Origin of the sequence: Planobispora rosea, assembly GCF_014648175.1 — a bacterium.
Lineage (GTDB): Bacteria > Actinomycetota > Actinomycetes > Streptosporangiales > Streptosporangiaceae > Planobispora > Planobispora rosea.
The window spans coordinates 104,492-128,453 of record NZ_BMQP01000013.1; the positions used below are offsets into that span (position 1 = coordinate 104,492).

Below are 23,962 nucleotides of genomic sequence, written 5' to 3' on the forward strand. Positions count from 1 at the left end.
GGCACGATAAATTACCAAAACAGGCGTTTATGAACGCCGATTTCATCTGAAATACTCCTTCGGTCGCTCCGGGGAAACACGGGGGAAACGAAGCGGGGCGATGATGCCGGTGACCGTTCCCGACTCTTTCCGCAGGAGGTTCAGAGATGCGCCAGCTGACCCCGCTCGACGCGCAGTTCCTTCACGCCGAATCGGCGACCACCACCGCCCACGTCGCGGGGGTGGCGATCCTGGACCCGGCCTGCGCTTCCACGGGCGTGGTCACGCGGGAGGCCCTGGTCGGGCTGCTCCGCCGGCGGCTGCACCTGGTCCCCGCGCTGAGCATGCGCCTGGCGGACGTGCCGCTCGGCCTCGACCATCCGTACTGGACGGAGGACCGCGCCTTCGACGTCGCCGACCACGTGCACGAGACGGTCCTGCCGATGCCCGGCGACGAGGCCCAGCTCGCCGAGGCGGTCGCCGCCATCCACGAGCGGCGGCTGGACCGCGGCCGCCCGCTCTGGGAGATGCACCTGATCCACGGCCTGACCGGGGGCAGGACCGCCCTCTACGCCAAGGTCCACCACTGCGCCGTCGACGGCGTGTCGGGCGCCGAGACCCTGACCGCGCTGCTGGACCTCACCCCCGAGCCGCGCGCGGTCGAGCCCCCGCAGGAGCACCCGCCGACCGTCGCTCCCGGGCTCGCCGGGATGCTCGCCGGTGCCGTGACCCGGTCGGCGGCCCATCCGGCGCGGGTGCTGCGCTCCCTCGGCCGGACGGTGGCCGACCTCGACGTGGTCCCGGTGATCGCCACTCTGCCCGGGGCCCGGACGGTGGCCGCCGCGGCCCGCAGGCTCTCCGGCGACGGCCGGGACCTGCCGCCGGCGCCCTCGTTGTCTGCCCCGCGCACCCCGTTCAACGGCCCCATCAGCGCCCGGCGGCGCTTCTCCTACGGCTCGATCCCGCTGGCCGACGTCAGGTGGGTGGCCAGGTCCTCCGGGATCAGCGTCAACGACGTGGTCATGACGCTGTGCGCGTCGGCGCTGCGCTCCTGGCTCCTCGATCGCGGCGCGCTGCCGGACCGGCCGCTGATCGCCGCGGTCCCGGTCGCGGTCCGTAGGGCGAGCGCCCGGGAGGTGGTGGGCAACCAGCTCTCCGCCATGATCACTCCGATGCCGACGGACGTCGCCTGCCCCCTGGAACGCCTGCGGATCGCGGGTGAGACGATGCGCGCGGCCAAGCGGCGCTTCGCGCGCTCCCCCGCCACCTGGCCGAGCGAGCTGTCGTCGATGGTGCCCGCGGCGGTGACCGCGCTGGCGACCTCCGTCGTCCTCCGGCTGGCCTCGATGGCCGCGCCCCCGGTCAACCTGCTCGTCTCCAACGTGCCGGGACCGCAGTTCCCCCTGTACCTGTGCGGGGCCCGGGTGCTGGCCTACTATCCGATGTCGGTGCTGACCGACGCGAGCGGCGGGGTCAACATCACCTGCTTCTCCTACGACGGCTCGCTCGACTTCGGCATCGTCTCCTGCCCGGACCGGCTGGAGGACGCCTGGCGGCTGATGGGGCACATCCAGGAGGCGATGGACGAGCTGCTGACCCTCACGGAACAGGCCACGGGGACCGCGCCGCCCTCCGCCGGGCGCGTCGGACGGGCCGGGCCGCGCCCGGCGGCCGCGGCCCCGGTCCCGGTCCCGGTCCCGGCCTGAACGTACGGCCTCGGCCCCGGCCCGAACGTACGGCCTCGGACGGACGACCCGGGCGGACGGCCGCCGTCCTGGGGGTCAGCGGGCCCCGACCGCCTCCAGGAGCATGGGCAGGGCCCGGCGCAGTTCCCTGTTCCAGTAGGTCATGTTGTGGCGGCCCGCGTAGAAATGCGTCTCGACGGGGATGCCGAGCTCCTTGAGCCGGTCCGCGAACGCGGTGGCCGCCTTGTGGGCGAGTTCCTCGGTGATGTCGCCGAAGAGCTCGCCCTCCCGTTTGCTCCCGTCGCCGGCCGCCACGTAGAGGCGGACGCCCCGGAGCTCGGCCGCCCGGTGGTAGGGGTTGTGCTCCTCCCATACCCGCCGGTCGCCGCGCGGGTCGCCCCAGATGCGCTTCCAGTCGGTGCCGAAGCAGCCCGCGGAGGTGCCGAGCATCACGGCGATGTCCACCCCGGGCAGCAGGGTGTGCACGGCCCCGCTGAAGGAGGCGGCGGCCTTGAACTTCCCGGTCGCGGCGTAGAGCATCGCGCCCTGGCCGCCCATCGAGTATCCGGCGACCGCCCGTTCCCCGCTCGCCGCGTAGCGGCTCTCCAGCAGCGGCAGCAGCTCCTTCAGGTGGTAGGTGGCCCAGCGGGGCGGGCCGCCGTCGCCGCCGTTGTACCAGTCGGAGTAGCTGCCGCACCGGCCGCCGTCGGGCATCACCACGATCACCGGCGCGTCCTCGGTCAGCTTCTCGGCGTCCGATCGCGACCAGGCCCGGTAGTCGTCCAGGCCGCCGTGGAGCAGCCACAACGACGGCCAGGTCCTCCCCGAGTCCGCGGACCAGCCCTCGGGCAGCAGCAGCCGTACCGTGGTGAGGTCGCCGAGGGCGTCCGAGCGCAGGGTCAGCTCCATCCGGCGCTCGCCGAGCCGCCGTTCCCTGACGACCTCGACTCCCTTCGGGGGCTCCGGGGGCCGCGAGCTCTCGTCCGGCCGCTCGGAGGAGGTCCCGTCCGGCCGCTCGGAGGCCGGGGGCCGGGTCGGCTCGGCGACGGGGTGGCGCTGGTTGGCGATCAGCGCGATCGTGGCCGCCACCACGAGGACGAACAGCCCGGCCGCGACCACGGCTCCGACGATGAATCCGGATAGCCGTGAACCGGGTGCCATGGGAGCCTCCGACCGTCTTATTGACGCGGCACATAATAGTGTCCCATCGATCTCGGCGGCTGCCCCGAAAGTGAGTGACTATTCGCTAATAGAGTGGCGCCCATGAGCTTTTCTGAGCTGAACCTCTTCCCGCTCTGCCTCGGGGGCAACGTCTTCGGCTGGACCGCCGACCGTGACGCCTCCTTCGCGGTCCTGGACGCGTACGTCGAGGCGGGCGGCAACTTCATCGACACCGCCGACGTCTACTCCCGCTGGGTTCCCGGGCACGTGGGCGGGGAGTCGGAGACGATCGTCGGCGAGTGGCTGGCCGCCCGCCGCAACCGCGACCGGATCGTGCTGGCGACCAAGGTCGGCATGCTGGACAGCCGCCCGGGGCTGTCGGCGGCGAACATCCGCGCGGCCCTGGAAGACTCGCTCCGCCGCCTGGGGACCGACTACATCGATCTGTACTGGGCGCACATCGACGACGAGGAAATCCCGCTGGAGGAGACCCTCGGCACGTTCGACGAGCTGATCCGCGAGGGCAAGATCCGCAACATCGGCGCCTCCAACTACGAGGCCGACCGGCTGGCCGAGGCGCTGGCCGTCTCCGAGCGGGAGGGCCTGGCCCGCTACGGGGTGGTTCAGCAGCACTACAACCTGGTGGAGCGCGACTACGAGGGCGCCCTGCGGGAGGTGGTGGACGGAGCCGGGCTGACCAGCACGCCGTACTTCGGGCTGGCCCGCGGCTTCCTGACCGGCAAGTACCGGCCGGGCGCGGACGTCGACAGCCCGCGCGCGGCCAAGGCCTCCGAGTACCTGGCCACCGAGCGCGGCCCCCGCGTCCTGGACGCGCTGGAGAAGGTCGCCGCCGCCCACGACGCCGTCCCGGCGACGATCGCGCTCGCCTGGCTGGCCGCCCAGCCCACCGTGGCCGCGCCGATCGCCAGCGCCCGCAACGTCGAACAGCTCCGGCCGCTGCTCGCGGTCGCCGAGGTGGAGCTGACCGAGGACGAGCTCACCCTGCTGGACGAGGCGTCCCGCTGACCTCGGCGCACGGAGGGCTCCGGCCTGTCCCGGCCGGGGCCCTCCGCTCTATCGTCAGCGGCTTTGCCGTCTCTAGTGCTCGGCCGCCTTCTCGGCGCCGACGCCGGTGAGCGAGCGGACCTCGATCTCGGCGTACTTGGCCGCGTTGTACTCCTTGCTGAGCTTCGTGCCGATCCATCCGGCCAGGAAGCCGATCGGGATGGAGACCAGACCCGGGTTGCTCAGCGGGAACCAGGCGAAGTTCGCGTCCGGGAAGAGCGAGGTGGCCTTGCCCGACACGACCGGCGAGAAGATCACCAGGACGAGTGCGGAGACCAGGCCACCGTAGATGGCCGCGACCGCGCCCGCGGTGTTGAACCTCTTCCAGAACAGGCTGTAGAGGATCGCCGGCAGGTTGCCCGAGGCCGCCACCGCGAAGGCCAGTGCGACCAGGAAGGCCACGTTCTGGCCCTGGGCGAGGATGCCGAGGCCGATGGAGACCGCGCCGATGACGAAGGCGGAGATCCGGGCGACCAGAACCTCCTCCTTCTCCGTGACGTCGCCGCGCTTGAACACGTGCGCGTACAGGTCGTGGGCGAAGGAGGAACTGGAGGCCAGCGTCAGGCCGGCGACGACCGCCAGGATCGTGGCGAAGGCGACCGCCGCGATGATGGCCAGCAGGATCGTTCCGCCCACCTCGCCGAAGATCGCCTGGCCGATCGCCTGGGCGAGCTGCGGGGCCGCGGTGTTGCCCGCCGCGTCCTGCGCCGCGATCGTCTTGCTGCCCACCAGCGCCGCCGCGCCGAAGCCCAGCACGAGGGTGAGCAGGTAGAAGGTGCCGATGATGCCGATGCCCCACAGCACCGACTTGCGGGCGTCCTTGGCGGTGGGCACGGTGTAGAAGCGGATCAGGATGTGCGGCAGGCCCGCGGTGCCGAGCACCAGGGCCAAGCCCAGGCTGATCAGGTCGAGCTTGCCCGCCAGGCCCTGCGCTTCGGTGGCGTACCTGCCGCCGCCGCCCGTGTAGGTCGTGGGGTTGCTGCTCTGCGCGGCGGCCTCTCCCATCAGGGAGGAGAGGTTGAAGCCGTACTTGCCCAGCACCAGCAGCGTGACCAGGGTCGCACCCCCCATGAGCAGCACGGCCTTGACGATCTGCACCCAGGTGGTGCCCTTCATGCCGCCGACGACCACGTACACGATCATCAGGATGCCGACGGCGACGATCGTCCACGCCTTGGCCGCCGGGCCCTCGATGCCGAGGAGCAGGCCGACCAGCGCGCCCGCGCCGACCATCTGGGCCAGCAGATAGAAGATCGACACAGTGATGGTGGAGACGCCCGCCGCGGTGCGGACCGGGCGCGGGCTCATCCGGAAGGCCAGCACGTCGGCCATGGTGAACTTGCCGGAGTTGCGCATCAGCTCCGCGACCAGCAGCAGCGCCACCAGCCAGGCGACCAGGAAGCCGATCGAGTACAGGAAGCCGTCGTAGCCGTAGAGCGCGATGAGACCGGCGATTCCCAGGAAGCTCGCCGCCGACATGTAGTCGCCGCCGATCGCCAGGCCGTTCTGCGCGCCGCTGAAGGACCGGCCTCCGGCGTAGTAGTCGGCGGCCGTCTTGGTCTGGCGGCTCGCCCAGAACGTGATGCCCAGCGTCGCGGCGACGAAGAGCAGGAACAGGACGGTGGACAGTGCCTCGGAGCTCATTCCGGCCTTCCCTCGATCTCGTGGCGGATCTCGTCGGCGATCGGGTCGAGCTTCTTCTCCGCGTGCCGGGCGTAAGCCCAGGCGATCCCGAACGTGGAGACGAACTGGAGCACGCCGAAGATCAAGGCGACGTTGATGTTGCCCAGCACCTTGATGCCCATGAAGTCACGTGCGAAGCCGGACAACACCACATAGAGCAGGTACCACACCAGGAAGGCCGCGGTCATCGGGAACGTCCAGGAGCGGAAGTGACGCCTCAGTTCCTGGAAGCGTTCACTGGCCTGTACCTGTTCATAGACCGATGAGTCATGTTGTCTGGTCGTCACGAGGAGACCTCCCGCGCATGTGATCTGGATCACGAACACCGTAGGAGGGGACGCTACCCGCCGAGGAGACCTCCGGGCGGACTCTTCGCCCAGCCGCCGCCGAGCCGCGTTCAGTTGGGTGGCACTTGCGATGAAAGGTCCTTATCGTGCGACGAACGGTCCATCACGATCCGCCGAGCGGCCGAGCGGCCGGTCGGACGCGTCAGGTGTGGCGGGGCCGCCAGTCCCCGCGGTCGAGGTTGAGGTTCTCAGGGGTGTGCAGGCGGACCATCGTCCGGGCGACGCCCGGCGGGATGCGGCCCGGGGTGAGCAGCGAGACGACCACCATGACCGTGAAGGCGATCGGCACCGTCCAGGCCGCGGGCTGGGCCAGCAGGGCGCCGGTCAGGCCGGTGTGCGGGCCTCCGCCGATCGTCGTCAGGACCGCGGCGCAGGCCAGCCCGCCGCCGGTGAGCAGCCCGGCCGTCGCCCCCGCCGAGGTCAGCCTCCGCCACCAGATACCGAGCACCAGCAGCGGGCAGAACGACGAGGCGGCCACCGCGAAGGCCAGGCCCACCACGTCGGCGACCGGCAGCGTACGGGCCCCGATGGCCAGGGCCAGCGGCACGATCACCGCCAGCACCGCCGCCGTCCGGAACGAGCGCACCCCGCCCTTGAGGAGGTCCTGCCCGATCACGCCCGCCACCGAGACGGTCAGCCCCGAGGAGGTGGACAGGAACGCCGCGAACGCGCCCGCCGTCACCAGCGCCGTCAGCAGATCTCCCGCCACTCCCCCGATCAGCCGTCCCGGCAGGGTCAGCACCACCGTGTCGCTGCCCTCCAGCTCCGGCACGTAGATGCGGCCCAGCGCCCCGTACAGGGCGGGCAGCAGGTAGAACGCGCCGAGCAGGGACAGCACCACCAGTGTCGTACGGCGGGCGGCCCGGCCGTCCGGGTTGGTGTAGAAGCGCACCAGCACGTGCGGCAGGCCCATGGTGCCCAGGAAGGTCGCCAGGATCAGCGAGTAGGTCGAGTAGAGGCCGTACTCCCTGTCGCCCGAGAGGGGCAGCGCCCAGGTGACCGCGTCGTGCGCGCTCAGCCCGGGGGATCCGTCCGCCCGCCAGGCCAGCACCAGGAACACCAGCGGCACGGCGAGCGCGGTGAGCTTGAGCCAGTACTGGAAGGCCTGCACGAACGTGATCGAGCGCATGCCGCCGGACATCACGTTGACCGCGACCACCACCGCCACCAGCAGCGCCCCCACCCAGACCGGGGCGCCGGTGACGGTCCGCAGCACCAGGCCGGCGCTCTGGAACTGCGGCATCAGGTAGAGCCAGCCGATCAGCACGACCAGCACGCTGGCCACCCGCCGTACCGCCATCGACTCCAGCCGCGCCTCGGCGAAGTCCGGCAGCGTGTAGGCGCCCGAGCGGCGCAGCGGCGCGGAGATCAGGACGAGCAGCACCAGATAGCCGCCGGTCCAGCCGACCGGCAGCCACAACATGTCGGCGCCGTAGGTGAGGATCAGCCCCGCGATGCCCAGGAAACTCGCCGCCGACAGGTACTCCCCGCCGATGGCGGAGGCGTTCCACAGCGGGGAGACGGTCCGGGAGGCGACGTAGAAGTCGGAGGTGGTCCGCGACAGCCGGATGCCGAACGCCCCGATCAGCACCGCGGCCAGCACCACCAGCACCACCGCGGTCATGCCGTAGGCCGTGCTCATCGTTCGCGCTCCACCAGCTCCGCGAAGTCGCGCTCGTTGCGCTCGGCCTGCCGTACGTAGAGCCAGGCCCCGAGCACGAAGAACGGGTAGATCAGCCCGGCCAGCACCGCCCAGGGCAGCGGGATCCCCAGCAACCGGACCTCGCGCAGCTCCGGCACGAGCAGGAACAGCAGCGGCAACCCGCCGACCACGCAGCCGAGCACCGTGCAGACGAACAGCGCCAGCCGGAACTGGGTGCGGACCAGCGAGCGCATGTAGACCTCGCCCAGCCGGGTCTGCTCGTCGATCTCCCGGCTGGCCGGGTAGCGGGAGTGACGGGCGGCCGTCGTCCGCGGGCTGGTCACCACCTCCCTGCGCGGCCGTTCACTCTCCTTGCGGAGCCACTCACCGCGCGGCCGTTCACTCTCCTTGCGCGGGCGCTCGCTCTCCCTGCGGGGCCGCTCGCGTTCCCGGCTCACTCCGCCCGTCCCCTGCGCGCCCGGCGGACCAGCAGGTCGCGCAGCTCGCGCGTGTGGCGGCGGCTGACCGGGATCTCGGTCTCGCCGATGCGGACCACGCAACGTCCGGAGTCGATGTGCAGCTCGTCGATGTGCTTGACCGCGACCAGGTGGCTGCGGTGCACCCGGATGAAGCCGGCCGAGGCCCAGCGCTCCTCCAGCGTCGCCAGCGAGATGCGGACCAGGTGGCTGCCGGTCGCGGTGTGCAGGCGGGCGTAGTCGCCCTGCGCCTCGACGTAGCGGACCTCGGTGCTGGCCACGAACCGGGTCACGCCGCCGAGTTCGACCGGGATGGTCCCGGGGTCGGTACGGCTCGCGCCGTCGCCGTCCGGCAGCTCGGCCGAGACGCACACCCTGCGGATGGCCTCGGCCAGCCGCTCCGGCCGGACCGGCTTGAGCAGGTAGTCCTCCGCCTTGAGCTCGAAGGCGTCCACCGCGTGCTCCTCATAGGCGGTCACGAAGACCACCCTCGGCGGGTTGGCGAACTGCGACAGCAGCCTACCGAGTACCACCCCGTCCAGGCCGCGCATTCGGATGTCCAGGAAGACCGCGTCGATCGGCCGCCCGTCGGCGATGGCCCGGTCCAGGGCGCGCAGCGCCGCGGCGCCGTCCCTGGCGAGCGCGACCTCCCCGATGCGGGGATCGACGCGGAGCAGGTAGGCCAGATCCTCCAGCGCGGGGAGTTCGTCGTCCACCGCCAGGACGCGCAGGCCTGTCACGCTTACTCCTCCGGGTCCGTTCGCTACCGAGTCCCTAGAGGGTGATGAACCAGACATCAGGTGTCAACAGTATCCGAGCTGTTCAGCGTGTGCAGCAGGGCCCGGTGACGGTACAGGGTCAGCGCGAGCGGAACCATGAGCGCCAGCAGCAGGAGCCCTCCGGACACCGCGAGGGTCCGCAGCCCGAACGCGTCGGCGACCAGGCCGCCGGTCAGCGCGCCGAGCGGCATGAGACCCCACAACAGCGTGCGGATCGCTCCCAGCACCCGGCCGAACAGGTGCGCCGGGACCAGGGCCTGGCGCACCGACATGATCAGCACGTTCCACACCATGATCGATCCGACGCTGACCGTCAGTGCGGCCGCCGTCGCCACCGGGTACGGCAGGGCCCCGATGACGACGAAGCAGAGCGCCGGGATCGTCAGCGCGACACTCATGACCGCGGCCCGCGGCCACATGCGGACGAGCACCGGCACGACCAGCCCGCCCACCATGCCGCCGATCCCGGAGACCAGCACGAACACACCGAACGCGGCGGCGGGCAGCCCCAGCACCTCCGTCACGAACAGCACCATCACCGCCATGATGCCCTGGAACACCGCGCCCATCAGGGCCCCGATCACGGTGAGCCCGCGTAGCAGCCGGTGGTTCCAGAGCCAGCGCACGCCCTCGGCCATCTCCGCGCGCAGGCTCGCGGGCCGCTCGGTCTCCGTCTCGGCCCGGTAGCGGCCGGGCAGGAAGAGCAGGAGCACCCCGGCCAGCAGGAAGAGCAGCGAGTTCGCCAGGAACGGCAGCGCGGCGGCGGCCACGAACAGCGCGCTGGCCAGCGGGGCGCCGAGGAAGTTGTCGGCCACGACGCCCGCGGCCTCGACCCGGCCGTTGGCTTTCTCCAGCTGGTCACGCCGGACCACCACAGGCGTCACGGAGTGCACCGCGCCGTCGTAGACGGTTTCGACGGCGCCGAGTGCGAAGGCGGCGGCGTAGAGCATCCACAGCGCCGCCTGATCGGCCAGCACCGCCACCGCGAGCATCCCCACGATCACGGTCCGGGTGAGCTGCGCGGCGATCATCGCCCGGCGCCGGTCGACCCGGTCCACCAGGGTGCCGCTGACGATCGCGAACAGCAGCCACGGCAGGAAGGTGAGCGACGTCAGCGCCGAGACGAGCACGGGGTCCCGGGTGAGGGTCACCGCCAGCAGCGGCAGGGCCACCCGGCCGACGCCGTCGCTCAGGTTGGAGACGGTGCTGGAGGAGAAAAGCGTCCAGAACCGCCGTCCCAGCCCCCGTGGGGCCGGGGTCGCGCTCTTCGGGTCGGTCGCGGGGTCCGGGGCGTCCGTACGGCCGAGACTCATGATCCTCCAGGGGGCGGCAGGCACACGACAGGACAGCGGTCCTTCACATGACTTCCGATCTTCACAGGACTTCATGAAAGTTGTACAGCCCCTCCGGCGCTCCATTGACGTCACGGCCGCAGGCGCGGGATCACCGCGGACCGGCGGGCGCACGGGCCCGCCGGATGCCGACGGGGCCGGTCAGCGGGCGGAGACGCCGGGGCGGTACTTGGGCAGCCGGACGCTGACCTTCGTCCCCGCTCCCTTCCCGGTCTCCACCACCAGGCCGTACTCGTCGCCGTAGACCTGCCGCAGCCGCTCGTCCACGTTGGCCAGGCCCACTCCCCCGGTCCCGGACCGCTCGTCGGCGTCCCCGGCCAGGATGCGGCGGAGCCGGTCGGGGTCCATGCCGACCCCGTCGTCCTCGACGCCGATCCGGCACTCGGACCCGGCGTCCTCGGCGACGATGGAGATGCGGCCGACGCCGGGCTTGCTCTCCAGGCCGTGCCGTACCGCGTTCTCCACCAGGGGCTGCAGGCACAGGAACGGCACCGCCACGGCGAGGACCTCCGGCGCGATCCGGAGCGTGACCTGGAGCTGGTCGCCGAAGCGGGCGCGCTCCAGGGTGAGGTAGCGGTCGATGGAGCGCAGCTCCTCGGCGAGCGTGGTGAACTCCCCGTGCTGGCGGAAGGAGTAGCGGGTGAAGTCGGCGAAGTCCAGCAGCAGCTCGCGGGAGCGGTCCGGGTCGGAGCGGACGAAGCTCGCGATCGTGGTCAGCGAGTTGTAGATGAAATGCGGGGAGATCTGCGCGCGCAGGGCCCGCATCTCGGCCTCCATCAGCCGGGTCCGGGAGCGGTCCAGCTCGGCGAGCTCCAGCTGGGAGTCCACCCAGCGGGCCACCTCGTGGGCGGCCCGCACCAGGCCCGCCGAGGCGTTGCCGCCGTAGGCGGCCAGCGAGCCGACCACCCGGCCGTCGGTGGTCAGCGGCACCACGACCGCGTACCGGATCGGGCACTCGGGCAGGTCGCACGAGACGGCCTCCGGTCCCAGCACCTGGGTGCGGCCGTCGGCGAGGGTGCGGGCGGCGTTGGCGAACGCCTCGTGGGCGTGGTGGTCGCCCTCGCCGTCGTAGACCAGCAGCCCCTGCTCGTCGGTGATCGCCAGGGCCGGGGAGCCGAGCAGCGCGCGCAGGTGCCGGGAGGCCTTCTGCGCGCCGGCCTCGGTCAGCCCGGCCCGCAACGGCGGCGCGGCGAGCGAGGCGGTGTGCAGGGTCTCGAACGTGGCCCGCTCGGCCGGGCTGCTGCCCAGGTCCCGCCGCCCGTGCAGCACCCGCCACAGCACCAGGGCGGGAACGCCGACGAGGACGACGACCAGGAGCACGGCGACGACGGGTTCCACGCTCCGGACCTTATCCGCTCACCCCCCGATCCCGGGGCCGCGCCCCGCCGCCGTGGAGGCCGGCTTCCGGCCGGAGTCCCGCTCCGGCCGGGAACCGGATCACCAGCCGACCTTGGCCGCCTCCGAGATGAGGGCTCTGGCGATGACCATCCGCTGCACGTCGTTGGTGCCCTCGCCGATGGCCATGAGCGGCGCGTCGCGGTAGAGACGCTCGACCACGAACTCCTGGGAGTAGCCGTAGCCGCCGTGGACGCGCATGGCCTCCATCGTGGTGCGCAGCGCGACCTCCGAGGCGAAGTACTTGGCCATCGCGGCCTCGGCGTTCACCGCGCCCGCCTCCGAGCGGACGGCCGCCCAGTAGGTCAGCAGCCGGGCCGCCTGGATCTCGGTGGCCATGTCGGCGAGCTTGAGCTGGATCGCCTGGAAGTCGGAGATGGGCTTGCCGAAGGCGTGCCGCTCGCGGGCGTAGTTCAGCGCGGCGTCGTAGGCGCACTGGGAGACGCCGACGGCGCGGGCGGCGATGTTGACCCGGCCCAGCTCCAAGGCGGACAGGGCCTGCTGCATCCCCCTGCCCTCGACCCCGCCGAGCAGGTTCGCCACCGGCACCCGTACGTCCACCAGGGAGATCTCGCAGGTCTCGGTGCCCTTGTAGCCGAGCTTGGGCAGGTCCCGGCTGACGGTGTAGCCGGGGGTCCCGGCCTCGACGAGGAGCAGGGACATGCCCCGGTGGGCGGGCTCGGCGATCGAGGTCTTGACCAGGACGGGCATCGGGTCGGCGTGACGGGCGTTGGTGATCCACGTCTTGGTTCCGTTGATCACATAGTGGTCGCCGTCGCGAACCGCCCGGGTCCGGATGCCCTGCAGGTCCGTTCCCGCGCCCGGCTCGGTCAGCGCGATGCCGGTACGGCGGGCGCCGGTGGCCAGGTCCGGCAGGTAGGCCTTCTTCTGCTCCTCGGTCCCGTGCCGGGCGATCATCCACGCGGCCAGCGAGTGCGAGCCGAGCACCCCGGCCACGCCCATCCAGCCCCGCGCGATCTCCTCGAAGACCAGCGCGAACGAGACCCGGTCCAGCGCCAGCCCGCCGTACTCCTCCGGGACCGTCATCCCGAACAGCCCGAGCTCCTTGAACCGCTCGACGATCTCGGTGGGGTAGCGGCCGGTCCGCTCCCACTCCGGGGCGACCGGCACGATCTCGGAGTCGACGAACTCCCGCAGGGTCTGGCGGAACATGCGCTGCTCGTCGTTCAACTCGAAGTCCACCACTGGGTCCTTTCAGCCACGGGGGGTGGGGCGTCCCGGCTGGTCGCCGCGTTCCTTCAGGTAGGCCTCCGTCGGAACCATCACCCTGCGGCGGAAGACGCAGACCAGGGTGCCGTCCTGCTTGTAGCCCCTGGTCTCCACCAGGACGATGCCGCGGTCTTCCTTCGAGGCCGATCTCCTCTTCTCCAGTACGGTCGTCTCGCCGTAGATCGTGTCCCCGTGGAACGTGGGGGCGACGTGCCTGAGCGACTCGATCTCAAGATTCGCGATCGCCCTCCCGGAGACGTCCGGGACGGACATGCCGACCAGCAGGGAGTAGACGTAGTTGCCGACGACGAGGTTCCGGCCGTGGTCCGTGGTCGCCGAGTAGTTGTCGTCCAGGTGGACGGGGTGGTGGTTCATGGTCAGGAGACAGAACAGGTGGTTGTCGTACTCCGTCACCGTCTTGCCGGGCCAGTGCCTGTAGACCGCGCCGACCTCGAACTCCTCATAGGTGCGCCCGAACTGCATGCCTTCCCCTCCGCCGTGGGGCCACGCGCCGCCCGGCGCTTCGGCCGCACGGACTGGAACATTGTTCCACCGGAAGGACGTTACCCTGCGCCGTCCGGCGCGGTCTACAACGAGGCCGCCCGCGCCGGGGCCGGCGGGGCGTCACCCTTGCTCCGGGAGGTGGATGACGCCCCGACCCGCTCACCAGGTCTTCATCTGCGTGAAGCCACGACGGCCGCCTACGTCAGCACGCCGACCGGGACCGGGATCGACTGGTCTCCGGCCTTCCCGGGTTCCCGGCCCAGCCGCCTGACCGGCTTGATCAACAGCAGTGCCGCCACCACGCCGACCGCCACCAGAGCCGATCCCAGCATGAAGGCGCGCGGTTCGACCAGCGCGGTGACCGGACCGGCCAGCGCCTGGCCGACCGCCATGCCCGCGACCGACCCGGCCACCTGGTAGGCGTTGACCCGGTTCAGCACGTCCGGCGCGACCTGCGTCTGCACGCTGGTCGACCACATCACCGACCAGAACGCCCACGCGCACCCCCCGAGCAGGTGCCCGGCCATCAGCAGCGGCAGCGGCAGCCCCAGCGCGACCGTCAGCGGCACCGCCACGTACCCGCTCAGCGCCACCGCCCCGGCCGCCAGCGGCCTGCGCGGCCTGAGCCTGATCGCCACCAGCCCGCCCAGCACCGTGCCGAGGCCGAGCGCCGCCATCACCCAGCCGTAGTCGGCTCCGATGACCTGCGACGACAGCGGCACGTACGGCCCGACCACCAGAACGCCCCAGAAGACCCAGACCAGGATGACCGACCACATCCAGTTCCTGGCCCTGAACTCCTGCCAGCCCCTGCGCAGGTCGCTCAGCACGTCGGAGGGCTCCGGCATGGGGACGGCGACCCGCACCAGCAGCAGGCACACGCCGCTGACCAGGAAGGTCGCGGCGTCCACCGTGTAGACGACGACCGGCCCGGCGACGACGATGAGGACTCCGGCCAGTGCGGGACCCGCCAGATGGGTGACCGCCTCGGCGATCTTCAGCGTCGCGTTGGCCCGCTGCGGATCACCGGCGACCAGGGGGACCATGCCGTTGACGCCCGGTTCGAACACCCCGGCGGCCATGCCCGACAGGAACGCCGTCACCAGCAACAGGGCGTACGGCGGAGCGCCGTCCAGGAAGGCGACGGCCACGACCCCCTGGGTGACGACTCTGACCGCGTCCGCGCCGATCATCAGGCGCCGGGCGCCGATCCTGTCGGCGACGACTCCGCCGAACAACATGACCAGCACGGCCGACGCGGTCCAGAGCGCGAGCACGTAGCCGACGCCCGCGATCCCATAGACCTCCCCGATCGCCAGCGCCGAGGCGACGGGCATCATCGCGTCACCGAGCAGCGAGATCGTGCGGGCCCCGAAATAGAGGGTGAAGTTCCTCGTCCACATGAACCCCAATTCTGAATTTTTCCAGATCAGAGCGCCGGTGTCTCAAATGACATCATTGGGTACATTCGCGCCATGCCCTCGTCCCACCCGGAAACGCCCCCAGACCCCCCCGGCCCGCATCGCGTGGTCGCCCTGGTCGCCCCGGAGCAGGAGCTCTACCCGATCACCTCCGCCGCGGCCGTCTTCGGCTACCACGGCCCGGACATCGCCCGGCACTACAGCTTCAGCCTGTGCGCCGAGCAGCCCGGCTCCCTGCCCACCACCCTCGGCGGCCCCATTCAGGTGGACCGCGGCCTGGAAGCCCTCGACGACGCCGACACCGTGTTCATCGCGAGCTGGACCCTCATCCCCTCGCCCGCCGTACTGCACACGGTGTCCCGTGCCCATGCCCGGGGGGCCCGCATCGTCGCCGTCTGGGCCGGGATCTTCGTCCCCGCCGCCCTGGGCCTCCTGGACGGCCGCCGCGCCTCCGTCCACTGGGAACTGTCCGCCGAACTCGCCGCCCGCCACCCCCGCGTCATCCCCGACGACACCGTCATCTACGTCGATCACGGCGACGTCGCCACCGCCGGGGCCTCGGCCGCCACCCTCGACCTCTGCCTCCACCAGGTTCTCCAGGAGCATGGCGCGGCCCACGCCATGCGCATCGGCCGTCAGCTCGCCGCCGGGCCGCACCGCGAGGGCTGCCAGCGGCAGTACCCTCCGCTGCCCACCACCGGCCCCATGCCGGACTCCCTGGCCCCCCTGCTCGAATGGCTCCTGTCGCACCTGCCCGACCAGATCACCGTCGAGGACATGGCCGCCTACTCGGGCGTCTCCCCCCGCACCCTCACCCGCCAGTTCACCGACCAGCTCGGCGTCCCACCCGCCCGCTGGCTGCTGGAACGCCGCCTGGCCGCCGCCCGCGCCCTGCTGGAGGAGACCGACCTGCCCGTCGAGACCATCGCCGTCCGCGTCGGCCTCTCCTCGGCGGTCAACCTCCGCCGCCGCTTCCACACCGCCCTGCGCACCACCCCGGCCGCCTACCGCCGCTCCTTCCACTGAAGGTGCCGCGCGATTCCGCCACGGTCACGACCGGTGGCGGAACCCGACGCCGGCCGGCAGATCACCGCACCGCCGACGGCCGGTGCGGGCAGAACCGAGCCCGGTCCGGCGGAATTCCGCCGGACCGGGCTCAGAGGCGCTCTTATCGGTTCTCCGGTTCTCCGGGCGAACCCTCCCTCTTCCTCCGGCGGGCCTTCCGATCCGCCACCTACCGGACCTTCCGGATCCGGAAGGCGGGGCGCGGGTCGAGGGCGGCGCGCGGGTTACGGGCGGCGCTGCGCACCATCCAGAAGAAGGAGCCCGAGTCGTCGGCGGTGCCGCGCATCCTCCGGCGGCGCATGACGCGGACCACGAGCAGCGCGAGCGCGCCCGCCACGGCCATGGTCGCGACGGGCCGCTTGCCCGCCTCGGCCGAGACCCGTCCCGCCGCGTTCCTGACCTCGGTGGGGGTGGCGTCCCTGACCTTGTCCATCATCTCGGGAGCCGCTCCCTTGACGCGGTCCACGAGGCCGGTGGCGGTGGCGGTGGTGGCCGTGCCCATGCGCTTGAGGTCGTCGCCCACGTTCGCGGCGGTGTGCTGGACGCGCTCCTTGAGCTGGTCGCCCATGCTGGCGGCGGTGTGCTGGACGCGGCTCCTCACGTCGGTCTTGTGCACCAGCGCCTCCACGGTGTCGCCGAGCTCGCGGCGGGTCTCCTCGATGTCCCGCCGTACGGCCTCCTCCACCGTCATCCCGGCGGGCACTCCGGTCGGCCGGGACGTCCCGTCCCGCTGCTCGCGCGGGATCCCCAGGTCATCGGACGGCGTTCCGGCGTCTCCCGGCCCGGTGGCATCGGCGGACCCGGTGGACGCCAGGCCCGGATCGTTGGGCGGAAGGTTCAGCGAACCGCGTTCGTCGGCGGGCACGGGCGTGCCGACCTCCCGCCGGCGGGAACCGGCCGTCCCGGCTTCCGTCTGCTCCCGGTCGTGCCTGCCCGGGTCGGTCTCGGTCATCGGTGTGCTCTTTCCTTGACGGCGTTGATGTCGTTCTTGACGCTCTGGATGGTCCGCTCAGGAGTCGGCGAGCCCATCTCTGACACCTGGCGTTTGCCCATGAGCCCGAGGACAGCGGCCGCGATGAGCAGCACCGCGCCCACGACCGCCGCGGCGGCCCACGCGGGCATCACCATGGCGAGCAGCAGGATCACGGCGGCCACCATCGATCCGGCCCCCAGCAGGGCGATGACCCCGGCCCCGCCGAACAGCCCCGCGCCGATGCCGGCGTGCTTCCCCTTCTCCGCGAGCTCGATCTTGGCCAGGCGAAGCTCGTCCCTGACCAGACGGGACATCTCCTCCGAGACCTGCCGGATCAGCTCGGCGGTGGAGAGATGCTCCTTCGTACTGTGCGTCATGACACGCCTCCTCCCTACAGAAGTAGGCGTTTACCCGCTCTGGCCACGGCAAACCTCCTCCGGGCCGCGCGGGCTCCCCCCGAGGACCGCGCAAGTGCGACCCGGCCTGGCGCGGAGCGGGGAGGGAGGAGGACAGGAAATCAGGTGACGCGGCGTGGCCGGAGGGGTCCGGGGCGCGGCGAGGCTCGCTAGCGGCTCGACCTGAAGATGACCACCAGCACCCGCAGGCCCAGGATCGCGCTGATCAGCAGCAGGTTGTAGCCGATCAGCTGGAAGAGGCTGACGTCGGGGGTGATGGACGGGCCGCCGCCGGTGCCGAGCAGGAGCGCCGCCATGATCCCCGTGGTGGCGGCCAGGACGGTGAGCAGCACCTGGTGGAGGAGGCCGGTGACGTGCCGCCGGTCGCGTTCGTCGGCGAACAGCCGCACGTTGACGCCGAACCGGCCGTGCTCGGCCGCGCCGGCGATCCGCTCCAACCGGCGGGGCAGCCGCCGCACCATGGGCAGCAGGTGCAGCGCCTCCTCCATGACGGCCTCCCGGATCCGCCCGGGGCCGCTCCCCTCGGCGACGTGCCGGGCGGAGAAGGACCGCGCCTCCGCGACGATGTCGAAGCCGGGAGCCAGCCGGGCCAGGGTGCCCTCAAGCGTCGCCAGCGCCCGGAACACCGCCGCCACCTCCGGCGGGACGGACAGCCCGTGCCCGGAGACGATCCGGAACAGGTGGCCGAACATCTGCGCGTCGGGGGTGACGCCGGTGACCAGGTGGCGGGCCATGAAACGGCCGAGCTCGCGCTCCAGCGCGCGCTCGTCGATCTCGTCGGGCCGTGCCACGACCTCCAGCAGCGCGTCGCTCACGCCCAGCGGGTCACCCCGGTCCATCGCCAGCAGCAGGCGCTGCAGCGCCCCGCGGAGCGAGGCGTCGAGCCTGCCGACCGAGCCGAAGTCCAGCAGGGCCAGGCGGCCGTCGGTGAGCAGCATGAGGTTGCCCGGATGGGGGTCGGCGTGGAAGATCCCGTGCAGCATGATCTGGCGGAGCAGCGTGTCGAGCAGGGTCCCGGCGAGCCGGGCCCGGTCGGTCCCCTCCGGTACGGCCCCGCCGAGGGAGACGCCCTCCAGCCGCTCCATGACGAGCACCCGCCGCCCGGACAGCTCGGGGCGGGGCGCGGGGACCACGACCGGCTCGCCGGCGGAGGCCGCCGCCACCGCGGCCATGTTCGTGCTCTCGACGCGGAAGTCGAGCTCCTCCCGGAGCGCCTCGGCGAACCCGCGGGACAGTTCCACCACGCCGAGCGTCCGGCCCCAGCGGGTCCGCCGCTCCAGCGACCGGGCCAGCCGGGCCACGATGTCGAGGTCCCGCTCCACCACCTCGGCGACCCCCGGTCGCTGGACCTTGACCACCACGTCCTCGCCGGTCCGCAGCCGGGCCCGGTAGACCTGCGCGATCGAGGCCGCCGCGAGGGGTTCCCGTTCGAACGCGGCGAACACCTCCGTCACCGGCCCGCCGAGCTCGGCGGTGAGCACCGGCTCGACCTCCGCCCACGGCGCGGCGGCCACCCGGTCCTGCAGCAGCCGCAGCTCCTCGACGAACTCGGGGGGCAGCAGGTCGCTCCGGGTGGACAGGATCTGGCCGAGCTTGACGAAGGTGACGCCGCCGTCGTCCAGGGCCTCGCGCAGCGACCGGGCCAGCCGTGTCCGGCCGGAGGGACCGCCGAGGGCCGGGTCGCGCCCGCGGAGGTAGGGGCCCAGTCCGTGCCGGACCAGGATCCGGGTGATCGCCAGGTAGCGGCGCGACCTGACCAGCCGCCGCCGTACTCCCCTGACCAGCTCCAGCGGCCCGGGGACCGAGCCCGGCGGCACCAGCACCTCGGCCACCACCAGGACCACCATCCCGGCCAGCAGCGCGCAGACGACCGCCAGGATCAGGAACCAGAGCGGGGTGATCCCGGGATCGCCCGGATCGACGGCCCCGGCGAACGCCCGCATGAGCGGCCCGCCGATGGCGAGCACGAGGGCTCCGGCCAGCAGCGTGCGGACCAGCCCGAACCTCAGGTCGAGCAGCCGCCGGGCGGCCACCGCGAACCCGGTCAGCAGCACGGCGACCGTCACCAGGAGGACGACCGTCAGCGTGAAGTCCATGGCATCCCGTCTCGTCGTGGGCAACGGCGGTCAGACTAGATCATTCCGCCCCCGGCGGCACGGGCGCGGAATTCGCGCAAGGATGAGACCCTTGTTCCGTTGAGGACCGTGCGGCCCCGGGGGCCGGTGAGAGAGGCGGCGCGCTCGGATGGCACAGATCGTCGGTGGCGGACGCCCGGTCAACGACGCCGAGCGACGGGTCATCGCGCACCTGCGGGACAACGCGCCCGGCGACTGGCTGCTGCTGCACAACATCGAGGTCCCGAGGGACGGCGACGTCTTCGAGGTCGACCTGGTCGTGCTGACCGGCCACTCGTTGTGCGTCATCGACGTCAAGGGGACGCGCGGCCGGATCGAGGTCTCGGGGACGCGGTGGTTCCCGGCGCGGCGCGGCGCGTTCGGGTCCCCGGTGACCAAGCTGCGGGGCAACGGGCGGGCGCTCAAGGGCGTGCTCGTGGGCGAGCGCCGCGAGCTGGAGCGGGTCTACGTCGACAGCGTCGTCGTGCTGACCGGCCCCGACGCCGAACTGGTCGACCCGGCCGGGCGCGACTCCCGGCACGTCACCGACCTGGCGGGCCTGATCGGCACGCTGGGCGACGTCTCACGGGTACGGCGCGGCTGCACCACCGACGTCGCGCCGTACCGGACCGCGATCATCGAGGCGCTGAACGGCAGCGTGCGGCGCTCGACCGCGCCGCCCCGGTTCGGCAACTGGGAGGTCGAGGAGGAGCTCGGCGGCGACGCCCGGGTCACCGAGTACCGCGCGGTCAACGCGACGGTCCGGGGCGGCGAGACCGTGCTGCTGCGGGTGTACCGGGCCGACCCGCTGGCCGAGGAGGGGCCCCGGGAGGCCGAGCGGCGGCTGATCACCAACGCCTACCAGGCCCTGACCAGGATCCCGCCGCACCCGTGCGTCGTCCGCTCCCGCGACTTCTTCGCCGTCGACGACGAGAGCCGGTTCGTGCTCGTCCTGGACGACGTGCACGGCCAGGCCCTGCACCTGCACCTGCCCTCCCATCCGGGGGCGTCCGGCCGGCCCGCGCTCCCGGCCGGGACGCGGCTCGCCGTGGTCGAGGACATGCTGCGCGGGCTCGCCCACGTCCACGCCAACAACGTCATCCACCGGGCGCTCACCCCCGCGTGCGTGCTGGTGGCCGAGGGCGGCCACGCGATGCTGACCGGCTTCGACTACGCCAAGCCCGGATCCCGCCCGCACACGGTGGTCAACGAACTGCCCAACGTGCTCGACACCCACTACGTGGCCCCCGAGTGCCGCGCCCGGCCCGACCTGATGACCCCGGCCTCCGACGTCTACGCGGCCGGGGTGATCGCCTTCCAGCTGCTGACCGGCTCCCTGCCGCCCGCCGGCCCGGACGCCGAGCCCGCCGACGGGACGGCGGACGGCGTCGCGCCCGAGGTGATGGACCTGCTGCGCCGCATGCGCGACGACACGCCCGCCAAGCGGCCCTCCGCCGCCGAGGCCCTCGCCGCCCTGCTCCGGGCCCGCGGCGGCCCGCCCCCGGACGCCGCGCCGTTCCCGGCCCCGGCTCCGGTCAGCCCGGTGCCGGAGTCGCCCGTACGGCGGGAGCCCGGACGTCTCGACAGGTTCCGCAGGATCTTCCGCCGCGGCTCCGGCGACGGCTGACGACACCGGCCCGGACGTCCTGGCGGGGCCGTACCGGCCGGTGCCCGGCACGGCCCCGCTCCATAAAACCCTAATTACCTACCAATTGTGTTGACTTTACTCGCCGGCCGTCCTACGTTGAGAACGTGACGAACGCGGTTATGTTGACCACCCGCGGTCACGTGGACCTCTGTCGCGTGGCCAGCGCGCTGTGTCGCCCCTTCCAGTCGCAGATCCCCGCCCCGACTCCGGAAGGACCTCACCAGCCATGACCTCCTCGACCTCTCTGTCCATCACTCCCATCACCGGCCGGATCGGCGCCGAGATCGCCGGCGTGCGGCTCGGCGGCGACCTGCCCGCCGACGTGGCCGCCGAGATCCGCCTGGCCCTGCTCACCCACAAGGTGGTCTTCTTCCGCGGCCAGGAGCACCTCGACGAGGACGGCCAGACGGCCTTCGCCCGGCTGCTCGGCGAGCTGACCACCGCCCACCCGACCGTGCCCGCCCTCGACGGCAGGGCCCACATCCTGGACCTCGACTACAGCGGCGGGCAGAAGGTCGACCGCTGGCACACCGACGTCACCTTCGTCGACCGGCCGCCCGCGGCCTCCGTGCTGCGCGCGATCACCGTGCCCCCGGCGGGCGGCGACACCCTGTGGGCCAACACCGTCACCGCCTACGAGTACCTCCCGGCGGAGCTGCGCGACCTGGCGGACCGGCTGCGCGCCGTACACACCAACCAGTTCGACTACGCGCGCGTCGCCGCCTCGGAGAACCCGGAGCGGGCCCGGGCCTACGCCGAGGTCTTCTCCTCCACCGTCTTCGAGACCGAGCACCCCGTCGTGCGGGTGCACCCCGAGACCGGGGAGCGGTCGATCCTGCTGGGCGACTTCGCCCGGCGGCTGGCGGGCCTGTCCACCTCGGCCTCGGCGTCGATCATCCGGTTGATCCAGGAGGAGGTCACGGCGGTGGAGAACACCGTGCGCTGGCGGTGGGCGCCGGGCGACGTGGCCGTCTGGGACAACCGCGCCACGCAGCACCGGGTCGTGCACGACTTCGGCGACCGGCCGCGCCGCCTGCACCGCGTCACCATCGCCGGAGACATCCCCGTCGGTGTGGACGGCCGGCCCAGCTCCGTGCTGGCCGGTGACGCCGCCGCCTACTCTCCCATCGCTGCCTGACCCGCTTCACAAAAAACGTTTTAACAACGCGTGAGGAGGGGTGCTCCGGATATATACCAGATAATATATGACATCCCTGTGAAGAGGGATGTTTCATCTCACGGGTGTGGCGTGTGGGGTGGTGACACGTTTTAATGATCGTGTCACCACCTCTCCCCCGGAAGGGCGCCCATGCACCACGCCTCCTTCACCCTCGATCCCGCCTTCTCCATCGGAGCCGTCGACCCCCGGCTGTTCGGCTCGTTCGTCGAGCACCTGGGCCGCTGCGTCTACACCGGCGTCCACGAGCCCGGTCACCCGTCCGCCGACGAGCACGGCCTCCGTCGCGACGTGCTGGAGCTGGTACGTGAGCTGGGCGTCACGGTCGTGCGTTATCCGGGCGGCAACTTCGTCTCCGGCCACCGCTGGGAGGACGGCGTCGGCCCGCACCGCCGGGTACGGCTGGAGCCCGCCTGGCGGTCGATCGAGACCAACGCGTTCGGCCTGGGCGAGTTCGCCGCCTGGGCGCGCGAGGCCGGGGTCGAGCCGATGATGGCGGTCAACCTCGGCACCCGCGGCGTGCAGGAGGCCTGCGACCTGCTGGAGTACGCCAACCACCCGGGCGGCACGCACCTGTCCGACCTGCGGGCCGAGCACGGCGCGGCGGAGCCGTACGGCATCCGGCTGTGGTGCCTGGGCAACGAGATGGACGGCTCCTGGCAGATCGGGCACCGGCCCGCCGCCGACTACGGGAGACTCGCCTCGGCCACCGCCCGGGCCATGCGGATGATCGACCCGGGCCTCGAGCTGGTGGTCTGCGGCAGCTCCCACCACGACATGCCGACCTTCGGCGCGTGGGAGGCCGAGGTCCTGGAGGCGGCCTACGACGACGTCGACCACGTCTCGCTGCACGCCTACTACCGGGAGGAGGACGAGGACCCGGCGAGCTTCCTGGCCTCCGGCTCGGCGATGGAGGCGTTCATCGAGGACGTGGTGGCCACCTGCGACCACGTCCGGGCGAAGCTGAAGCGGCCCAAGCGGATCAACCTGTCGTTCGACGAGTGGAACGTCTGGTACATGCGGCCGGTGGAGGAGGAGGCCCGGCCCTGGGAGCACGCGCCCAGGCTGCTGGAGAACGTCTACTCGCTCACCGACGCGGTGGCCGTGGGCGGCATGCTGATCGCCCTGCTCCGGCACGCGGACCGGGTCAAGATCGCCTGCCAGGCCCAGCTGGTCAACGTGATCGCACCGATCATGACCGAGCCCGGCGGCCCGGCCTGGCGCCAGACGATCTTCTACCCGTTCGCCCAGGCCGCCCGGTACGGCCGCGGCGAGGTGCTGCGGGTCGAGCCCGTCTCCCCCGTCGCCGAGACCGCCAAGTACGGCGAGGCGCCGCTGCTGCACGCGACGGCCGTGCGGGACGGGGAGAGCGGAACGATCACGGTCTTCGCCGTCAACCGCGCGCTGGACGCGCCGATGGAGCTGACGGTGGACGTGCGGGCCCTGAACGCCCCGGGCGGTGCCCCGGGCGGGCTCCGGGTGCTCTCCCACGAGGTGCTCGCCGACGACGACCGGCACGCGGAGAACACCCGCGAGAACCCCGACCGGGTACGGCCCCGCACGCTGGACGGGGCCGGCGCGGCCACGCTGGACGGCGGCCGGCTCCGAGCCGTGCTGCCGCCCCTGTCCTGGAACGTCATCCGCCTCGGCAGCTGATCGCCGGCCGCCGGGAGCCGTCCCCCCACCCGCTCCGGGCGGGGGTCACGCGAAGGGGATCCTGTCTCCGGCGAGGGCGAGCTCCGCGGCGCAGGCGGCGATCCTGCTGTGCGCCTGGATCATCGAGACGCCGGGGAGCACCCGGCCCACGTCGGCGGCCGATGGAGAATAACGTTTCAATCCGGCACCGTCCC

At 72.1% G+C, this 23,962-nt stretch carries 22 protein-coding genes; 7 read left to right on the forward strand and 15 right to left on the reverse strand.

Annotated elements, in window-relative coordinates; translation table 11 throughout:
* Positions 1–146 precede the first annotated feature (146 nt).
* Positions 147–1,685, forward strand: coding sequence for a WS/DGAT/MGAT family O-acyltransferase (locus tag IEZ08_RS15395; protein WP_189242361.1), 1,539 nt, complete (start codon positions 147–149; stop codon positions 1,683–1,685).
* A gap of 75 nt (positions 1,686–1,760) precedes the next feature.
* Here the strand turns inward: IEZ08_RS15395 and IEZ08_RS15400 are convergent, their stop codons facing one another.
* Complete coding sequence (locus IEZ08_RS15400) at positions 1,761–2,825, reverse strand: alpha/beta hydrolase (protein ID WP_068924413.1); 1,065 nt, start codon at positions 2,823–2,825, stop codon at positions 1,761–1,763.
* Positions 2,826–2,927: 102 nt separating this feature from the next.
* Between IEZ08_RS15400 and IEZ08_RS15405 the strand changes: the two genes are divergently transcribed.
* Entirely contained in the window at positions 2,928–3,851 is a 924-nt protein-coding gene (locus IEZ08_RS15405) for an aldo/keto reductase (protein WP_068924414.1), read from the forward strand.
* Positions 3,852–3,923: 72 nt separating this feature from the next.
* On the opposite strand, the gene IEZ08_RS15410 is transcribed toward IEZ08_RS15405, so the two are convergent.
* From IEZ08_RS15410 to IEZ08_RS15455, 10 genes are all read right to left on the reverse strand, one after another.
* Positions 3,924–5,534, reverse strand: coding sequence for a monocarboxylic acid transporter (locus IEZ08_RS15410; protein WP_068924415.1), 1,611 nt, complete (start codon positions 5,532–5,534; stop codon positions 3,924–3,926).
* Complete coding sequence (locus IEZ08_RS15415; RefSeq protein WP_068928931.1) at positions 5,531–5,860, reverse strand: DUF485 domain-containing protein; 330 nt, start codon at positions 5,858–5,860, stop codon at positions 5,531–5,533. Before IEZ08_RS15415 ends, IEZ08_RS15410 begins: the two co-directional genes overlap by 4 nt.
* Positions 5,861–6,062: 202 nt before the next feature.
* A complete protein-coding gene (locus tag IEZ08_RS15420) occupies positions 6,063–7,562 on the reverse strand; it encodes a sodium/solute symporter (protein ID WP_068924416.1) in 1,500 nt (499 codons plus the stop codon).
* Entirely contained in the window at positions 7,559–8,020 is a 462-nt protein-coding gene (locus tag IEZ08_RS15425; protein ID WP_203863258.1) for a hypothetical protein, read from the reverse strand. Before IEZ08_RS15425 ends, IEZ08_RS15420 begins: the two co-directional genes overlap by 4 nt.
* Positions 8,017–8,778, reverse strand: a complete 762-nt coding sequence (locus IEZ08_RS15430) for a LytR/AlgR family response regulator transcription factor (RefSeq protein WP_189242362.1) — start codon at positions 8,776–8,778, stop codon at positions 8,017–8,019. The genes IEZ08_RS15425 and IEZ08_RS15430 overlap by 4 nt, the downstream gene beginning before the upstream one ends.
* A 56-nt stretch (positions 8,779–8,834) precedes the next feature.
* Positions 8,835–10,130: an MFS transporter gene (locus IEZ08_RS15435; RefSeq protein ID WP_176728547.1), complete on the reverse strand. Its 1,296-nt coding sequence runs from the start codon at positions 10,128–10,130 to the stop codon at positions 8,835–8,837.
* 180 nt (positions 10,131–10,310) lie between these two features.
* Entirely contained in the window at positions 10,311–11,507 is a 1,197-nt protein-coding gene (locus tag IEZ08_RS15440; RefSeq protein WP_068924418.1) for a sensor histidine kinase, read from the reverse strand.
* Between the two features lie 99 nt (positions 11,508–11,606).
* The gene (locus IEZ08_RS15445) at positions 11,607–12,767 is read right to left on the reverse strand and encodes an acyl-CoA dehydrogenase family protein (protein WP_068924420.1); all 1,161 of its coding nucleotides are present in this window, start codon (positions 12,765–12,767) and stop codon (positions 11,607–11,609) included.
* A gap of 12 nt (positions 12,768–12,779) precedes the next feature.
* Positions 12,780–13,277, reverse strand: a complete 498-nt coding sequence (locus IEZ08_RS15450) for a MaoC family dehydratase (RefSeq protein WP_068924422.1) — start codon at positions 13,275–13,277, stop codon at positions 12,780–12,782.
* Positions 13,278–13,495: 218 nt separating this feature from the next.
* Positions 13,496–14,701 (reverse strand): MFS transporter, encoded by a 1,206-nt coding sequence (locus IEZ08_RS15455; protein WP_068924423.1) that lies wholly within the window; start codon positions 14,699–14,701, stop codon positions 13,496–13,498.
* Positions 14,702–14,773: 72 nt separating this feature from the next.
* Here IEZ08_RS15455 and IEZ08_RS15460 point away from each other — a divergent pair, with 72 nt between their 5' ends.
* Complete coding sequence (locus IEZ08_RS15460) at positions 14,774–15,745, forward strand: GlxA family transcriptional regulator (RefSeq protein WP_084780334.1); 972 nt, start codon at positions 14,774–14,776, stop codon at positions 15,743–15,745.
* Between the two features lie 208 nt (positions 15,746–15,953).
* Here the strand turns inward: IEZ08_RS15460 and IEZ08_RS15465 are convergent, their stop codons facing one another.
* From IEZ08_RS15465 to IEZ08_RS15475, 3 genes are all read right to left on the reverse strand, one after another.
* Positions 15,954–16,736, reverse strand: coding sequence for a DUF3618 domain-containing protein (locus IEZ08_RS15465; RefSeq protein WP_068924427.1), 783 nt, complete (start codon positions 16,734–16,736; stop codon positions 15,954–15,956).
* Positions 16,733–17,134 carry a phage holin family protein gene (locus IEZ08_RS15470; RefSeq protein ID WP_068924429.1) on the reverse strand — a complete coding sequence of 134 codons (402 nt, stop codon included), beginning with the start codon at positions 17,132–17,134 and terminating at the stop codon, positions 16,733–16,735. The genes IEZ08_RS15465 and IEZ08_RS15470 overlap by 4 nt, the downstream gene beginning before the upstream one ends.
* 188 nt (positions 17,135–17,322) lie before the next feature.
* A complete protein-coding gene (locus IEZ08_RS15475) occupies positions 17,323–19,269 on the reverse strand; it encodes an ABC1 kinase family protein (RefSeq protein WP_068924431.1) in 1,947 nt (648 codons plus the stop codon).
* 148 nt (positions 19,270–19,417) lie between these two features.
* Here IEZ08_RS15475 and mads6 point away from each other — a divergent pair, with 148 nt between their 5' ends.
* The 4 genes from mads6 to arfA all read left to right on the forward strand — a co-directional run bounded on the left by mads6 (position 19,418) and on the right by arfA (position 23,768).
* The gene (gene mads6, locus IEZ08_RS15480) at positions 19,418–20,914 is read left to right on the forward strand and encodes a methylation-associated defense system protein kinase MAD6 (RefSeq protein WP_084780336.1); all 1,497 of its coding nucleotides are present in this window, start codon (positions 19,418–19,420) and stop codon (positions 20,912–20,914) included.
* Between the two features lie 125 nt (positions 20,915–21,039).
* A complete protein-coding gene (locus tag IEZ08_RS40630) occupies positions 21,040–21,165 on the forward strand; it encodes a putative leader peptide (protein WP_373294353.1) in 126 nt (41 codons plus the stop codon).
* Positions 21,162–22,073 carry a TauD/TfdA dioxygenase family protein gene (locus IEZ08_RS15485; RefSeq protein ID WP_189242363.1) on the forward strand — a complete coding sequence of 304 codons (912 nt, stop codon included), beginning with the start codon at positions 21,162–21,164 and terminating at the stop codon, positions 22,071–22,073. The genes IEZ08_RS40630 and IEZ08_RS15485 overlap by 4 nt, the downstream gene beginning before the upstream one ends.
* Positions 22,074–22,244: 171 nt before the next feature.
* On the forward strand, positions 22,245–23,768 hold the full coding sequence (arfA, locus tag IEZ08_RS15490) for an arabinosylfuranosidase ArfA (RefSeq protein ID WP_068924435.1): 1,524 nt from the start codon (positions 22,245–22,247) through the stop codon (positions 23,766–23,768).
* 45 nt (positions 23,769–23,813) lie between these two features.
* Here the strand turns inward: arfA and IEZ08_RS40255 are convergent, their stop codons facing one another.
* Entirely contained in the window at positions 23,814–23,948 is a 135-nt protein-coding gene (locus IEZ08_RS40255; RefSeq protein ID WP_268249332.1) for a hypothetical protein, read from the reverse strand.
* Positions 23,949–23,962: the final 14 nt, after the last annotated feature.

Bases quoted from the DNA above. Each gene is read 5' to 3' on its own strand.
- IEZ08_RS15395 (WP_189242361.1), top strand. From the start codon at position 147: ATGCGCCAGCTGACCCCGCTCGACGCGCAGTTCCTTCACGCCGAATCG.
- IEZ08_RS15400 (WP_068924413.1), bottom strand. From the start codon at position 2,825: ATGGCACCCGGTTCACGGCTATCCGGATTCATCGTCGGAGCCGTGGTC.
- IEZ08_RS15405 (WP_068924414.1), top strand. From the start codon at position 2,928: ATGAGCTTTTCTGAGCTGAACCTCTTCCCGCTCTGCCTCGGGGGCAAC.
- IEZ08_RS15410 (WP_068924415.1), bottom strand. From the start codon at position 5,534: ATGAGCTCCGAGGCACTGTCCACCGTCCTGTTCCTGCTCTTCGTCGCC.
- IEZ08_RS15420 (WP_068924416.1), bottom strand. From the start codon at position 7,562: ATGAGCACGGCCTACGGCATGACCGCGGTGGTGCTGGTGGTGCTGGCC.
- IEZ08_RS15435 (WP_176728547.1), bottom strand. From the start codon at position 10,130: ATGAGTCTCGGCCGTACGGACGCCCCGGACCCCGCGACCGACCCGAAG.
- IEZ08_RS15450 (WP_068924422.1), bottom strand. From the start codon at position 13,277: ATGCAGTTCGGGCGCACCTATGAGGAGTTCGAGGTCGGCGCGGTCTAC.
- IEZ08_RS15455 (WP_068924423.1), bottom strand. From the start codon at position 14,701: ATGTGGACGAGGAACTTCACCCTCTATTTCGGGGCCCGCACGATCTCG.
- IEZ08_RS15460 (WP_084780334.1), top strand. From the start codon at position 14,774: ATGCCCTCGTCCCACCCGGAAACGCCCCCAGACCCCCCCGGCCCGCAT.
- IEZ08_RS15465 (WP_068924427.1), bottom strand. From the start codon at position 16,736: ATGACCGAGACCGACCCGGGCAGGCACGACCGGGAGCAGACGGAAGCC.
- IEZ08_RS15470 (WP_068924429.1), bottom strand. From the start codon at position 17,134: ATGACGCACAGTACGAAGGAGCATCTCTCCACCGCCGAGCTGATCCGG.
- IEZ08_RS15475 (WP_068924431.1), bottom strand. From the start codon at position 19,269: ATGGACTTCACGCTGACGGTCGTCCTCCTGGTGACGGTCGCCGTGCTG.
- mads6 (WP_084780336.1), top strand. From the start codon at position 19,418: ATGGCACAGATCGTCGGTGGCGGACGCCCGGTCAACGACGCCGAGCGA.
- IEZ08_RS15485 (WP_189242363.1), top strand. From the start codon at position 21,162: ATGACCTCCTCGACCTCTCTGTCCATCACTCCCATCACCGGCCGGATC.
- arfA (WP_068924435.1), top strand. From the start codon at position 22,245: ATGCACCACGCCTCCTTCACCCTCGATCCCGCCTTCTCCATCGGAGCC.